Origin of the sequence: Aeromonas sp. ASNIH2 (genome assembly GCF_002934795.1) — a bacterium.
Taxonomy (GTDB): Bacteria; Pseudomonadota; Gammaproteobacteria; order Enterobacterales; family Aeromonadaceae; genus Aeromonas; species Aeromonas caviae.
This window is the reverse complement of sequence record NZ_CP026406.1, coordinates 4,233,596-4,247,983: the sequence shown is the minus strand read 5'-3', so window position 1 is coordinate 4,247,983 and position 14,388 is coordinate 4,233,596. Positions and strand designations below refer to the sequence as shown.

The 14,388-nt window shown below is 64.6% G+C and carries 10 protein-coding genes; 3 read left to right on the top strand and 7 right to left on the bottom strand.

All coding sequences use genetic code 11. The features are described from left to right. Window positions 1-9: 9 nt before the first annotated feature. From amoA to C3F36_RS20300, 5 genes are read right to left on the bottom strand one after another with little or no spacing between them, the layout of a single operon-like run. Window positions 10-759: an amonabactin biosynthesis protein AmoA gene (gene amoA, locus C3F36_RS20320; RefSeq protein ID WP_104455800.1), complete on the bottom strand. Its 750-nt coding sequence runs from the start codon at window positions 757-759 to the stop codon at window positions 10-12. Window positions 760-779: 20 nt separating this feature from the next. Then, window positions 780-3,881: an amonabactin biosynthesis non-ribosomal peptide synthetase AmoF gene (gene amoF, locus C3F36_RS20315; RefSeq protein ID WP_104455799.1), complete on the bottom strand. Its 3,102-nt coding sequence runs from the start codon at window positions 3,879-3,881 to the stop codon at window positions 780-782. Continuing rightward, window positions 3,878-4,789, bottom strand: a complete 912-nt coding sequence (amoB, locus tag C3F36_RS20310) for an amonabactin biosynthesis bifunctional protein AmoB (RefSeq protein WP_104455798.1) — start codon at window positions 4,787-4,789, stop codon at window positions 3,878-3,880. Before amoB ends, amoF begins: the two co-directional genes overlap by 4 nt. 17 nt (window positions 4,790-4,806) lie before the next feature. Further along, on the bottom strand, window positions 4,807-6,471 hold the full coding sequence (amoE, locus tag C3F36_RS20305) for an amonabactin biosynthesis (2,3-dihydroxybenzoyl)adenylate synthase AmoE (protein ID WP_104455797.1): 1,665 nt from the start codon (window positions 6,469-6,471) through the stop codon (window positions 4,807-4,809). Next, window positions 6,468-7,655, bottom strand: a complete 1,188-nt coding sequence (locus tag C3F36_RS20300) for an isochorismate synthase (RefSeq protein ID WP_104455796.1) — start codon at window positions 7,653-7,655, stop codon at window positions 6,468-6,470. Before C3F36_RS20300 ends, amoE begins: the two co-directional genes overlap by 4 nt. A 320-nt stretch (window positions 7,656-7,975) precedes the next feature. Between C3F36_RS20300 and C3F36_RS20295 the strand changes: the two genes are divergently transcribed. Together C3F36_RS20295 and C3F36_RS20290 are read left to right on the top strand one after the other, a co-directional pair. Then, window positions 7,976-8,527 (top strand): lipoprotein, encoded by a 552-nt coding sequence (locus C3F36_RS20295; RefSeq protein WP_104455795.1) that lies wholly within the window; start codon window positions 7,976-7,978, stop codon window positions 8,525-8,527. A gap of 146 nt (window positions 8,528-8,673) precedes the next feature. Further along, window positions 8,674-10,674, top strand: a complete 2,001-nt coding sequence (locus C3F36_RS20290) for a hypothetical protein (protein ID WP_104455794.1) — start codon at window positions 8,674-8,676, stop codon at window positions 10,672-10,674. 58 nt (window positions 10,675-10,732) lie between these two features. On the opposite strand, the gene glgC is transcribed toward C3F36_RS20290, so the two are convergent. After that, the gene (gene glgC / locus C3F36_RS20285; RefSeq protein WP_010674430.1) at window positions 10,733-12,007 is read right to left on the bottom strand and encodes a glucose-1-phosphate adenylyltransferase; all 1,275 of its coding nucleotides are present in this window, start codon (window positions 12,005-12,007) and stop codon (window positions 10,733-10,735) included. Between the two features lie 190 nt (window positions 12,008-12,197). On the opposite strand from glgC, the gene C3F36_RS20280 reads away from it, so the two are divergent. After that, entirely contained in the window at window positions 12,198-13,835 is a 1,638-nt protein-coding gene (locus tag C3F36_RS20280; protein WP_104455793.1) for an EAL domain-containing protein, read from the top strand. On the opposite strand, the gene C3F36_RS20275 is transcribed toward C3F36_RS20280, so the two are convergent. Then, window positions 13,798-14,292 carry a hypothetical protein gene (locus C3F36_RS20275; RefSeq protein ID WP_104455792.1) on the bottom strand — a complete coding sequence of 165 codons (495 nt, stop codon included), beginning with the start codon at window positions 14,290-14,292 and terminating at the stop codon, window positions 13,798-13,800. The two genes, C3F36_RS20280 and C3F36_RS20275, sit on opposite strands and share 38 nt — an antisense overlap. Window positions 14,293-14,388 lie beyond the last annotated feature (96 nt).

The window sequence follows — 14,388 nt, the reverse complement described above, 5'->3', positions numbered from 1 at the left end:
TCTCAAGCCTCAGGCACTCAGGGTGGCGCCGCCGTCGACGACCAGATCCTGCAGCGTGATGTGGCTGGCCAGATCCGAGGCCAGGAAGAGGACGGTATGGGCGATCTCCGCCGGGGTGGCGACCTTGCGCAAGGGGATGCCGAGCTTGAACTGCTCCGGCAACCCGGCAATGGTGCGGGCCATGGCCTCCTCGCTTGGCAGCATGCCGCGCAGCATGGGGGTATCCGTCGAGCCCGGCGACACCAGGTTGGCGCGCACGCCGAAGGGGGCCAGCTCCAGCCCCACCGTCTGGGTCAGGCTGGTGACCGCCGCCTTGGAGGCGCAATAGGCCGCCATCTGCATGCGCGGCACATGGGCGGCGTTGGAGCCGATGGTGACGATGGCGCCGCGCCGCTGCCCCTTGAAGTGGGGCACCAGGGCCCGCAGCAGATAGAAGACGCCGCTGGCGTTGACCGTCATGCAGTCGTGCCAGTCATCATCGCTTAAGGTTTCGGTGGGGCCGAGACGCAGTACCCCGGCCCCGTTCACCAGCACATCGAGCCCGCCGTCTGCCAGCAGCGCTGCGCAGCAGGCGTTGACCGCCTTCGAGTCGCCGATATCGAGCAGCCGGGTGGCATAGGGGTAGTCGGCTTCGGAAAACGCCAGATCCAGCCCCACCACGATTGCGCCGGCCGCCACGAACTGCGTTGCCACCTCGCGGCCGATGCCGCGCCCGGCCCCAGTCACCCAGACCCGCTTGCCACTGAAATCAAAGGCCATTGCTTGTTGCTCCTTATCCATCACCACACCATCTCCACGCTCTCTTCGTCCTCGGCAAGCAGGCCGTCGAGGAAACGGCAGAAGTCGTCGAGGCGCGGGTGATCGAACACGTCGGAGACCTTGACCTGCACCCCGAACTCGGCGCCGAGCCGGTTGACTATCTGGATGGTCTGCAGGGACTGGCCCCCCAGTTCGAAGAAGTTGTCCGTGGGCGCCATGGTGGCGAGCCCCAGGATCTGCTGCCAGATGGCGCCGACCCGGTTCTCGGTCTCGCTGCCCAGGGTCAGGGCTTCGCCGCCCGCCTGGTAGGCGGCCAGCAAGGCCTTGCGATCCAGCTTGTTGGAGCCGGTGCGAGGCAGCTGGTCATAGTGGCGATAGTCGGTGGGGATCATGGCGGCAGGCAGCACCCTGGCCAGCTGCGCCTTGATGACCCGGCTGTCGCGCTCCGGCCCCGCCACGAAGGCCACCAGCCGGCGCACGCTGCCGATGCTCACCCCCTGCACGCAGGCCTCATCCACCCCGGGCAGGGCCAGCAGCTGGGCCTCCACTTCGCCGGGCTGGATGCGATAACCGCTTATCTTGAATTCGTTGTCGCGCCGGCCGAGGTAGACCAGCCGGCCGGACACCAGGCGCACCCGATCGCCGGTGCGATAGACGGGCATCAGCTCCGCGCCAACCCGCAAGGTATCGAAGCTGCCTTGTACGCCCCCCACATAGCCGTTGGCCAGCTGCGGGCCGAGCAGTACCAGCTCGCCTTCCTCGGCGGGTTGCTCCCCCGCCCCCAGAATGAGCGCCTGCATGCCGGGCAGCGGCAGACCGATGGGCAACTGGGCCTGGCTCGGGTCTTCCTGTTGCAGCTCCTGAGTGGTCACCACCACGGTCGTTTCGGTGGGACCGTAGGTGTTGAACAGGCGCACATCGGAGCGACCCTGGCGCTGCCACTGGGCCAGCTGCTCGGGGTAGACCGCCTCGCCGCCGATGATGACGGTGGTAAGCCCGGCAGGAATGTGGGCCTGACCCGCCGTCAATGCCACCACCCACTCGTTCCAGAACGCGGTGGGCAGGTCGAGGTGGGTGATCCCCATCTGCTCCACCCCGGCCGCAAAGGCGGGCATGGATTCGAGCAGGGCGTCGGTGCGTAGTACCAGGGTGGCGCCGGCGCTCAGGGTGGCGAACACCTCCTCGATGCTGGCGTCGAAGTTGAAGGGGGCGAATTGCAACATCCGCGCGTCTTCATCCAGGTGATAACGGCAGCGGGCGGCGGCGGCGAAGTGATCCAGCGCGCCGTGGCTCACCGCCACCCCCTTGGGCAGGCCGGTCGAGCCCGAGGTGAACATCAGGTAGGCGACGGCACGGCCGGCGGCCGGCTGGTTCAAGCGGTTATCGCTCACCAGATCCCCCGCCAGGAGCGTGCGCCCCTCAAACAGGCTGGCCAGCTTGTGGCGGTACTCGGCCTGGGTGATCAGGGTCTTGACCTCCCCCAGCCGCAGAATATGGCCCTGGCGCTCCAGCGGCTGCTCGGGGTCGAGCGGCACGTAGACGGCGCCCGCCAGCAACACCGCCAGCTGGGCGAAGATGGCCTGGGGGGTGCGGGCCAGCATGACCCCCACCTTGTCGCCGGGGGCGACGCCTGCGGCCTGCAGGGCGGCCGCCATCTGTTCGGATCTGGCCAGCAGCGCCTCGTAGCTGAAGCGGGCCTCTCCCTGCGCCGAGCTCTGAATCAAGGCAATCTTGTCCGGGGTCTGGGCGGCGAAATGGCAGAGCGCCTCCAGCACAGGCCGAGCCTTGATCACTTCATGGGAGGGGCCGGCGATCAGGGCGCTGGCTCGCTGCTCGGCCAGCCAGTCGGCCTTGAGCGCCCCCAGAGTCTGGGTGGGCTCGGCCAGCCAGCGGCCCAGCAGGGCAAACAGGGTATCGGCGATGGCAGCCAGATCCCCCTGCTGGTAGCAGCCGGGGTTGGCGTCCAGATCCAGTCTGGGCTGGCCATCGACGCCGACCTGCACCTCGATGGTGAGATCCTCCACCGGCCCGGCGCTGATGTTGAGAATATGGGCAGATAGCGGCCCGAAGCGGCGAGCGTGATCGAACGGCATGATGTTGACCAGCGGGCCGAACAGGCGTTTGTCACCCCCCACCAGGCCAAGGTCGCGGCGCAGCAGCTCGTAGCGGTAGTGCTGGTGCTTGCGCACCCCGCGCTTGGCCTTGGCCACGGCGCCAGCGGCTCCCGCCAGATCCAGTTCTTCACCCAGAGTCAGCGCCAGCGGGGTAATGTTCATCTGCATGCAGGGCACGGTCAGCGACGCCGAGCCGATGCGGTTCATCATCATCAGGCCGAGCAGGGTCTTATCCTGGCCGCTCGACAGCGACAGCTGGGCCGAGAGACCGGCCAGCAGCAGATCGGGCCAACCCAGCTTGTGCTCGTCGGCAAAGCCGGTCAGGGATTGCCAGAGCGCCGCCGGCAGCGGACGGCTCTCGCGGATAAATTCGGCGGCGATCGGTGCGCGGGTCTCGCCAAAGGACTTCACCTCGGGCCAGCCTTGCAGCTGCTCCTGCCAGAAGGCGCGGGCGGCGGCGTTCTTGCCGCTCTGCTCGCGGCTCGCCTCTTCTGCCAGCACTTCAGCCAACGAGCCGAAGGGGGATGGGGAGTTCATCTCACCGGCCAGCCCCTCTGCATACAGTTCGGCGATGCGCTGGAACAGCAAGGTGGTGCCAAAGCCGTCGAGGGCGATGTGGTGCACGCAGCTGTAGAGATAATCGCGGCCGGGGCCGCGCAGCAGGGCGAAACGGCAGGGCGCTTCTTGGGTCAGCTCGAACGGGCGGCGCAGATCGGCCCAGGCCCAGGCGCGGGCCAGCGTCTCGTCATCGCGCTCGAGGGAGACCTCTTCATAGGCCAGGGGCAGCTCATGCGAGACGAAGCAGACCGCCTCCTTATCGTCTTCGAAGTGGCCCTTGAGCGCCTCGCACTCCCCCACCGCCTTGGCAAGGGCTGCGACCAGCACGGCCGCCTCGACCTTGCCGTCGAAGGCGATGCACTCGGCGGTGTTGAACATCGCCTTGTCATCGTTGAGCAGATGTCCGGACCAGAGCCCCTGCTGGGGGATGGTCAAGGGGAAACGGTTCATGGGGCCACCTCCAGGGCCTGGGCTGCCAGCTTGGCCTCGATGAGGCGCCACCAGCCGTTGAGGGTCGGCAGCTTGGCGAGATCCACGAAGCCGAGCTCCACCCCGGCGGCGCGCCACTCGGTGAGCAGGGCCATGATCCGCACCGAATCCAGACCGTAGTCGATGAGGTTCTCGTCGGGGTCAAACTCCCCCTCGTCCTCGTCGATGTGACTCAGCAGCCGCGCCTTGAGCCCCTCATACGTCAGCAACGGATTGGTGGGCTGGGCGGCAGAAGCGGAGGCCGAGGCAAGGGCCAGCACCTCCTCGCAGCGGATCACCTTGCCGCAGCGGGTCGCCACGTAGTCGAGCGCCATCTGGTGGTCGGCCAGGGAGAAATCCGCCACCCCGTCCGCCAGGAAGAAGGGCTGGATGTCGCGCATGAAGGCGTCACAGGCGGTCATCATGCAGCCGATATGGCCGTAGATGCCGCCGATGATCAGCTGATCCCGCCCCAGCGCTTTGAGCATCTGCTCCAACTCGGAGCGCTGGAAGGCGCTGTAACGCCACTTGACCAGCACGGTGTCGTCACGCTCCGGGCGCAGCGCTGCCACCACCTGCTGCTGCTCGGGCCGCTTGTTGAGACCCGGGCCCCACATGTCGTTGAGCAGGGCGCGATCTTCAGGGGATTGATCCTTGGGCTGGGCGGTGTAGAAGACCGGGATGCCGAGGGCCTTGCACTGCTTGCGCACGGCGGCCAGCTGCTCGGTGAGCGCCGCGATCAGCGGGCTGTTTTCGCCATAGAAGGCGGTGAAGTACTCCTGCATGTCGTGGATCAGCAGGGCGGCGCGCTTGGGATCCAGAGACCAGTCGACCTTGTTGGCCTTCCACTGGCTGGGCATGGCGTAATTGTTCAGGGTTGGGATAGCCATAACGTCATGATTCCTTACTAGTTTTTATGCTGTAGAGGCTGGTTGGCGGCGATGGCGTGCGCAATGCGCGCCCGCAGCCCCTGCTTGTCAATCTTGCCCACCGCCGTCATGGGCAGGGCGTCCAGAGTTTCGAAACGGTCGGGCAGCTTGAAGTCCGCCACCCCGCGCTCGCGCAGAAACTTGCGCAAGGCCAGCGGCTTCAAGGCGGGATCCGTGCTGACGATGAAGGCGCAGCTCTTCTCCCCCATGGCGCTGTCAGGCATGGAGACCAGGGCCGCATGTGTAATGGCCGGATGGTGCAGCAGCTGGTTTTCCACCTCTTCCGCCGCGATCTTCTCGCCGCCCCGGTTTATCTGATCCTTCTGCCGCCCCACCACGGTGAGGTAACCATCGGCATCCTGTACCACCAGATCGCCGGAGCAGTAGAAACCCTCGCCATCGAACACCCGGGCGTTGTGGGCCGGGCTCTGGTAGTAACCGCGGAAGGTATAGGGGCCGCGGGTGTGCAGGGCACCAGGCTCGCCGGGGGCAACCGGATTGCCCGCCTCATCGAGGATGCGCACCTCGTCGTCCGGGCTCATGGGGCGGCCCTGGGTGTGAATGACCTTCTCGTCGGGATCAGAGAGCCGGGTGTAGTTGACCAGCCCTTCCGCCATGCCGAACACCTGCTGCAGCCGGCAGCCGAGCAGCGGCCCAATCTTGCTGGCGACCGCCTCCCCCAGCTTGGCGCCACCCACTTGCAGCAAGTCGAGGCTCTCGAGCTGAGTGCGCGCAGTGGGATCCGCTTCCGCGGCCTGCAACCAGAGCGACACCGCCGGCGGCACCAGCGAGGTGAGATTGATCCTGTGGCGGGCGATCAGCGGGAAACAGCTGATGGGGCTGGGATCGGGTGCGAGCACCACTGTGCCGCCCGCCTCGAACACCCCCAGAGCACCAGGGGAGCTCAGGGGGAAATTGTGGGGCGCCGGCAAGGCACACAGATAGCGGGTGTGGGGCCCCAATTCACAGATTTCATTGCTGCGGCGCACGCTGTACAGGTAATCGTCATGGGTGCGGGGGATGAGCTTGGGAGTGCCGGTGCTGCCACCGGAGAGCTGGAAGAAAGCCACCTCGTCCGCCGGGGTCGGGCCAGATTTCACCGGCTCACTCTCAGCCCCCTTCGCCAACCAGCGGGTCAGCCCCAGCTCTCCTGCGTCACCATCCAGCAGCACCAGCTCGGCGCCGATGGTTGTCAGCAACTCGCTCTCGCGACCCTTGCTCGCAAACAGCGGGTGAGCCAGCGAGCCGACAAAGAGGCGCGGAGTGATCTGTTCGGCATAAGAGAGAAGCTCCAGCCGGTTGTGGCTAAAGAGCGCATTGACCGGCGCGATGCCGGCCTTGAGCAGGGCGAAGAACACCAGATAGAACTCGGCCACGTTGGGGAGCTGCACCAGTGCGGTATCCCCCACCCCCAGGCCGTGGCGGGCCAGATTTGCGGCCAGCCGGCTCGAGGCGGCGTCCAGCTCGCCATAGCTCAAGCGCCGCTCGCCGCAGAGGATGGCCTCGGCGTCGGGGGCCAGTTCGCACTGACGCGCCAGCATGGCGGTCAGCGGCTCGCCGCGCCAATAGCCCTTGGTGCGGTAACGCTGGGCCAATTCGTCGGGCCAGCGGGTATAGGGCAGGAAGCGGTTGGTATCGCTCATTGCGCGACCTCCGGACTCAGGCCCAGTGCCTTGAGCATGGTGCCCAGCTTGGTGCCGGTCTCGGCCCACTCCATGGCGGGATCCGAGCCAGCGACGATACCGGCGCCGGCAAACAGCTCGACCTGATGGCCATAGAGCACGCCGCAACGGATCACCACGGCCCACTCACCGTTGCCCTGGCTGTCGCACCACCCGACGATGCCGCTGAACAGGGCGCGCCGGAAGGGCTCCTGCTCGCGGATGAACTGGCGGGCGAGTTCGGTGGGATAGCCGCACAGGGCCGGGGTGGGATGCAGCTGGCAGGCCAAGGAGAGCACCGACGCCTCGCCGCCATTGAGCCGGCCAGCGATGGGAGTGCCCAGATGCCAGAGGGTATCCGTGCTCATCAGCGAGGGATGAGCGGGGATCGCCAGCTCGCGGCAGTGGGGGGTCAGCACCCGGCGGATCTCGTCGATCACCAACTTGTGTTCATGCTGATCCTTGCGAGAGGCCAGCAGATCCCGGGCCACCATTTCGTCTTGCGCCGGTTCGCTCGCCCGACGGGCGGAACCCGCCAACGGGTGGGTGAACACCTCTCCCCCGCTGACCCGCAGCAGCAGTTCTGGGCTAGCGCCCAGCAGGCGGCGACCCTGGCCGAGCGGCAGGGAGAAGTGGAAGGCGTGGGGATTCTGGGCCATCAAACGGGCCATCACCTGCTTAGGGTCGGCAGGCTGGTGCAGGGTAAGGGTGAGTTTGCGCGACAGCACCACCTTGGCGAGCCGACCTTGTGCAAACGCATCCAGCGCCGCACTGACCGAGGCCTGGAATTCGCTGGCCGGCGGGGTGCTCTGCACCGAGATGACCCGGTTGGCCTCGACGGTCTGCTCCACTTCTGTCGCCGGTGTCGGCTCTGTCGGGGCCAGTTTCTCGCTCCGCTCATAACGGCCGGGCACATAGAGGCAGGAAGCCTCTGCCGGATCAAACGCAAAAGCACCGATGAGCAGGGGGTTGCTCTGGCCGGCAGCCCTGGCGGCATCGAGGGCCAGGGTTATCTGCTGTGCCAGCAGGGGCCACTCGCAGGCGGGGGTGGTGATGGGTTGCCCCAGGTCAGTGGCACTGATCGTGCCCTGACACGAGGTAAACAAGAAATCAGGCGACATCTTCGCCTCGGCAGGTGTGCCATTGTCCATTACTCGAGTCTTCACGTCATACCCTCAAAGAAGATTCAAAATGATAATGATTATCAATTTGACTTTGTGCGGCGGTAAAATACTCGCTTTGAAATCGCGGGGTCAATGGGATTTTGCATCGTTAAAACAGGAGCTTGTCTGTGGGTATGTCGGGGATGACGCCAGGGCGGGCCTGCTGGCGGTGAAGGGAAATAGCTACTCGAATGAAAACGGATTGCCATCCCCATATGGGGGATGCGACAGAAACCGGTCATAGAGGCCCCACTGGCGGCCAACCCGCTTTGCCTCTAAGATGGCGCCACCTCTTGTGACAGCCCCGAAAATGGAACCCTCCCATGTTGAAACACCTGCTTCTGCTTCCCTTCGCCCTGCTGCTGGCGGCCTGCTCGCTGACCCAGTACAGCGTCAGCGAAGGGGAGATCAACCAGTACCTCAAGGAGCGAGTCGCCTTCGAGAAACAGCTGGGGATCCCCGGCATCATGTCGAGCAAGATCCGACTCGATGACATGCAAAGCCGCATCGGCCGCAGCCAGGCCGACAAGGTCGAGCTGGATGCCGCCGGCGAGCTGCAGGTGGCGAGCCCGCTGGGCAGCCAGCAGATGAAGATCCGCCTCTCCCTGAGTGCCCGCCCCGACTACGTGGCCGAGCAGGGCGCCATCTATCTGCGCGATCTCGAATTGCTCTCTGTCAAGACCGAGCCGGCGGACGTGGGCACCGCCCTCTCCCCGCTCTTGCCCACCTTCAACCAGTCCCTCTCCCTGTTCCTCTCCCAAACCCCCGTCTACCGGCTCGATGGCAGCCGCCAGAACGAGGCGCGGATCAAGGAGAAGGTCGAAGCCCTCAAGGTGGAGCCGGGCCGACTGGTCATCCCCTTCAAACTGATGTGACACCTGCCGCCGCGCCTCTCCTCTTCACCCCACCGGGGCGCGGTTTTTTTCTTCTCAAGCCCCGCCCTTTGCCCCATAATGCACACCATTCTCATTTAGATTCATGAGAAGCGTCATAATAAAATCAACAATATGGTGAGAAGGACATGAGAAAAACCGTACTGGTGCAGGCGATCGCCTGCGCACTCCTCAGCAGCGCCGCACAGGCTGCCGTCAAGGTGGAGGACAAGACGTTCAACACCGCCGCCAACATGCTGGCCTACACCGAATTCGAGCTCTCCGGCGAGCCGCTGGCCGAGGCCCTTGGTCTGGATCTGGATGTGCTGGACGCCAACCGCGCCGACGAGCCGACCCCGTTCGACTTCGCCGCCGGCATCGAATCCTATGAATACTCCGAAGAGGCAATGTACGCCCTCAACTACCAGTCCGGCATGGGCCCCCATCTGGTAAACGGGCCGCAAAACCAGGCCCGTGGCGGCACCCTGGCCGACCTGGGCAAACGGGTACTGGCCATGGCCGAGGCCGTCGGCTTCCCCGCCGATGAAATTCCCCAGGGCATGTATCCCCTCTCCCTGCCCTACGCCTCCGCCAACCCGGAGTTCGCCCAGGCCGTGAACGCCACCCCGGTCAACGGTGACCAGATCACCATCAAGACCGCCAAGGGCAACGAGAAGAGCGTCAAGACCCAGGTCCCCGCCTACTTCCGCGACTACGCCACCCTGCGCTGGAGCGGCAGTGACAACCTGCTGGTCCCGGCCGCCGTGGGCGGCATCCTGCTCAAGGAAGTGATGTGGTCCCAGGACTTCCTCGGCGGCATGCACGTAGCCGAGACCGATGAAGAGGTGGAAGCCGCGTCCGCCACCATGGATCAGGACGGCAAGCACAAGCTGGGGGTTTCTGCCGCCGACGGCTTCAACGGCATGATGCTGACCGAGCAGTCCATCGACAAGCTGGCCATCCTGCAGGGTCAGCTCGGCTTTGACGGCAAGACCCTGGGCGCCAAAATCACCCCGCAGTACGATCCGGCCAAGGGGGTTGTCTACTTCCCTCATCAGGTGAAAGTGACCGAGACCAGCAAGAACGACGCCGGTGCCATCGGCAAGCTGGAGGTCGTGGACGGCTCCGCCCAGTTGCGCGACGCCTGGATGCTGCTGTGGCCCCTCTCCGAGTTCTACGCCTTCAGCGATCAGCGCACGGCCAACACCAACCAGAACCCGGCCTTCCACGCCGTGTTTGATGGTGCCCCGTTCGCCGCCGCTCCGGCTGCCAACCAGACCAACGATCTGGGCAAGGCGGTGGCGGGCAGCGATGCCTTCTCCCTGGCCCTGAACCTCTCCAACCTCACCTTCAAAAACCTGCAGGCCCTGCACTTCGAGCCCAAGGCTGGCACCCTGGTCGACAGCTGGCAAGCTGGCAAACAGGCCGGGCACGTCACTACCTTCGACGCCGCCTACGCTCTGGTCGCCCTACAGATCTTCCAGCGCGCCCAGGATGCGCTGCCGGTGGGTTACTCCGCCGGTGACAATGGCGAGCTGAACCTCAAGACCCCACAGGGTGAGCAGGCGATCGCACTGGTCCGCAAGCAGGCCGATTTCATCCTCGCCAACCTCAAGGGCAAGAACGGCCTGGTCCATGACGGTCTGACCCTGGGCGGTAAGCTTGACGCCGGTCAGTCCATCGACGCGCAGTTCGCCGCCATCCGCGGCCTGACCGCCGCCTTCCTGGCCACCTCGGATGCCAAGTACCGCACCGCGGCGCGCGAGCTCTTCATCGCCGCCGACAAGGCCTACTTCAATGCCAAGGCCGGAACCTGGCTCGCCGGCAAGCAGGGTGAATACACCCCCTGGACCCAGGCCGCCATCTCCGGCGCCCTGCGCTCTGCCATGCTGAACCTGCGCAACGAAGGGGCCGAGAAGGCACCCGAGCTTGAGCTGGCACAGCTGACCCAGCGCTACGTGAGCTGGTTCCGCGGCACCGTCAACGGCGGCATGCAGATGGCCGAATGGGTCGGCGACTCCGGCGAGAACGTCATCGAGGGTGCCGGCAGCGACACCGACGAAGATGGCGTCCCGCAAGTGACCGCCGCCGGTGGCAAGCATGGCACCGCCATGGTGATGGCCGGCAAGGCCCTAGTCAGCGAGAAATAAATCGACCACCAATAGAAAGGGAGCCCAGGGCTCCCTTTTTTTGTCTGTGTCGACGAGGTTAGCCGAGCTTGGCCAGCATCGGCTTGGTCACCAGCACGATGCCCTGCTCGGAGCGGTAGAAGCGGCGTGCATCCTCGTCCGCGTTCTCCCCCACCACCAGGCCGTCTGGCAGCTTGCACCCCTTGTCCACCACCACCCGGCGCAAGCGGCAACCAGCCCCGATCTCGACCCCGGGGAAGATCACCGCCTGATCCAGGGTACAGAAGGAGTGCACCCGCACGTTGGTGAACAACACCGAGTTGAGCACGAAGGAGCCGCTCACGATGGAGCCCCCCGCAAACATGGAGTTGATGGTCATGCCGTGCTGGCCGTTTCTGTCCTGCACGAACTTGGCCGGTGGCGACATGTTCTGGCTGGTCCAGATGGGCCAGTTCTCGTCATAGATGTCGAGCTCGGGCACCACGGAGGCAAGGTCCATGTTCGCCTCCCAGAACGAATCCAGGGTCCCCACGTCACGCCAGTAGGGTTTTTGCCCCTCCTTGGCCCCGACACAGGACATGTTGAACGGGTGGGCAAAGGCCTTGCCCTCGCCCACGATGCGCGGGATCACGTCCATGCCGAAGTCGTGCTTGGACTCCAGATTGTGGATGTCCTCTTCCAGCAACTGGTAGAGGTACTCCGCCTCGAAGATGTAGATGCCCATGGAGGCCAGCGAGCGATCCTCGCAGCCCGGCATGGCGGGCGGATTGGCCGGTTTCTCCACGAAGGCGCGGATCTTGCGTTGCTCGTCGATGTCCATCACGCCGAAGGCCGATGCCTCGCAGCGCGGTACCTCGATACAGGCCACCGTCACCTTGGCACCGAGGCGCACGTGATCGAGCAGCATGGCGGCGTAGTCCATCTTGTAGATGTGATCCCCCGCCAGCACCACGATGTACTTGGGACCGTAGTCACGGATGATGTCGACGTTCTGGTAGATGGCGTCTGCGGTGCCGCGATACCAGTGCACCTCGTCCACCCGCTGCTGGGCGGGCAGCAAGTCGATGAACTCGTTCATCTGGTAACGCAGGAAAGACCAGCCCGATTGCAGGTGGCGCAACAGGCTGTGGGACTTGTACTGGGTCACCACACCCACCCGGCGGATGCCGGAGTTGATGCAGTTGGAGAGCACGAAGTCGATGATACGGAATTTGCCGCCAAAGTGGACGGCGGGCTTGGCGCGGTTATCGGTCAACTGCTTCAGGCGGCTGCCCCGTCCCCCTGCGAGCACCAAGGCCATACTCTGATTCAATAGTTGCCGTGCTTTGGCGGTGTCTACGGGTTCTAGCAACATATCTACCTCTGCTCTGTTGGGGCTGTTTTCAACCCATCTTCGCTTTTTTTTACAGACCATGAAAGTGTTTTCACTCACATTTAGTTGCATTCCGCCGGCGCTTTATCGTGGAGTTGCGTGAGTACTCATGTTTTGCGCCAGCGACTTGGTTAGAATTTCTACATCATGAACATCATCAAGAGATGAAACGATGTTGAATAAACATGAGGGAAACCTGCTGCTGGTCAGCGCACTGGTCTGCATTCCCATGCTGCTGTTGCAGGGAGTGCTGCTCGCCCCCCCCGCCTCACCGCTCACCCTGCTGCTGGTCCTGATGACCACCCTGACGGGATTCGCCCTGCTGCTCTTTCTCACCCACAGCGTGCGCCGTGGGGAAAAGGCAAGGCAGGAGCAACGCTGGCTGCTGGCGCTGCAGCAGCGGGATCCCGCCATGCTCGACAGCGTACAGGCACAAACGGCTCTGCTCCAGCTCCTTGCGTCCTTCAATGAGGCCGAGATCGATGCCCACCGCCAGATCACCGAATTGCACAATCAGGCGACCCGGGACGAGATGACGGGCCTTGGCAACCGCCACGCCTTCCGGCGCGATCTGACCGAGCTGCTGCAACAGGAAAACACCCAGACCGCCATCCTGGTGCTCATCCGCGCCACCGAGCTCGGGACCCTCAACGCCCAGCGCGGCTTCCAGTCCGGGGATGCCTACATCCGGGACATCGCCGCCCTCATCAGCCACACCGTCAGCCGCTTCCCGGGCCACCGGGTCTATCGCATCTCGGGGGCCGATTTTGCCGTCCTGCTGCCTCCCCTGGCCCAGATCCCGCCCCATCTGCTGGGACGGGATCTGAAGCTCGCCTTCGATCGCTATCAGCACGATCACGAGCTCGAGAGCGCCGCCTACTCGGGCATGACCCGCTTGAGCAGCGAGCAGAAGATAGAGGCCATTCTGGCCCGGGCGGATCTCGCGCTGGCCCGCGCCCAGACGGAGGTGGTCAATGGCTGGGCCATCCAGCAGAACGACGAGGTGGTCGAGGTGCAGGGTCAGCGTCACTGGACCCAGGTGCTGACCGATCTGCTGGAGCAGGAGAGCGTCAGCTTCACCTGCCAGCCCATCCAGCCCCTGCATCGCGGCATGCTCGCCTATCACGAGATCTATCCCCGTTTCAGCAGCAGCGACGGCACCGTGCTGCCAAGCGATACCCTGCTCGCCATGGCGCAGCGGCTGGACATGGTACTGCGCCTGACCCAGATGGTGATCCGCCATGTCATCCGCCAATACCGCGCCTTCGGAGGCCACAACAGCCGATGGGGTCTCAATCTGCCGGGCTCCCTGCTGCAAAACAGCGCCTTTCTCATCTGGCTGGATCACCAGTTGCAAAAAGACCCCGACATCGGGGCCAACCTGGTGTTCGAGCTCGACGAGGAGCACCTGGAGCGCAACCTGACCGGGTCCAGGCGGCTGTTCGAGCTGCTCAGGCGCCACGGCAGCCGCTCGGCCATCTGCAACTTCGGCAAGGGGATCGGCTCCTTCAGCCTGTTTCGCGAGCTCAAACCCGACTACATCAAGCTGGACCCCGGTCTCATCACCGAGCTGGAGCAGGATCTCACCAATCAGCAGTTCGTGCGGATGATCGTCGACGTCTCCCATCGCATGGGCTGCCTGGTGATCGCGGAAGGGGTGGAACAGATAGGCCAGAAGCAGATGCTGCAGAGCATGTATGTGGACGGCTTGCAGGGCTACCTCATCGCCCGGCCCCAGGAGCTGGGGCCGGAGATCGGTCAGATGGGGATCTTCACGGAGACGGTTTCAGCTTCAACAGGGTCAGAATGATGTCGTTGAGCTGGCGATAACGCTCCAGCTCCTTCTGATCGTAACGGGTCGCCAGCATGGTCGGGTTGTGGCGATGCTTCAGGTAGCGGTTGATCTGCAGGCGGTTGAACCCGGCCACCTTGTAGATCTGGCCGAGCAGGGCATTGAGCTCGTCGTCCGCCAGCCCGGCCCGGGTCAGGTAATCGGGTTGGGACGGGCTCTCCTGGCGGGCCGTGACCTTCTCCAGCTGGCCACGCTCCTGCAAATAGGTGAGCCACTGCTCCACGTAGAGCGGCTTGCTGCCCCCCAGCAGATTGAAGTACCCCACGGCATCGCAGCGGCACCCGCTCAGCAGCACCAGGGCCAGCTCGTCGCTGTCACACTGAAAGCTCACCGGGCCGCTCTGGCTCCAGTCCAGCGCCTGCACCTGGATCCTCCCCTGCGCCCCCGCCTTCGTGGTCACGTCAAAGACAAACATGGCACCTCCCGATCGGCAAAGGGTTGATGATGACCCATCCCCGGGACGGGTGCAAAGGCAAATCGCCTTTTCATGGCCCATGGCGGCCATAAAAAA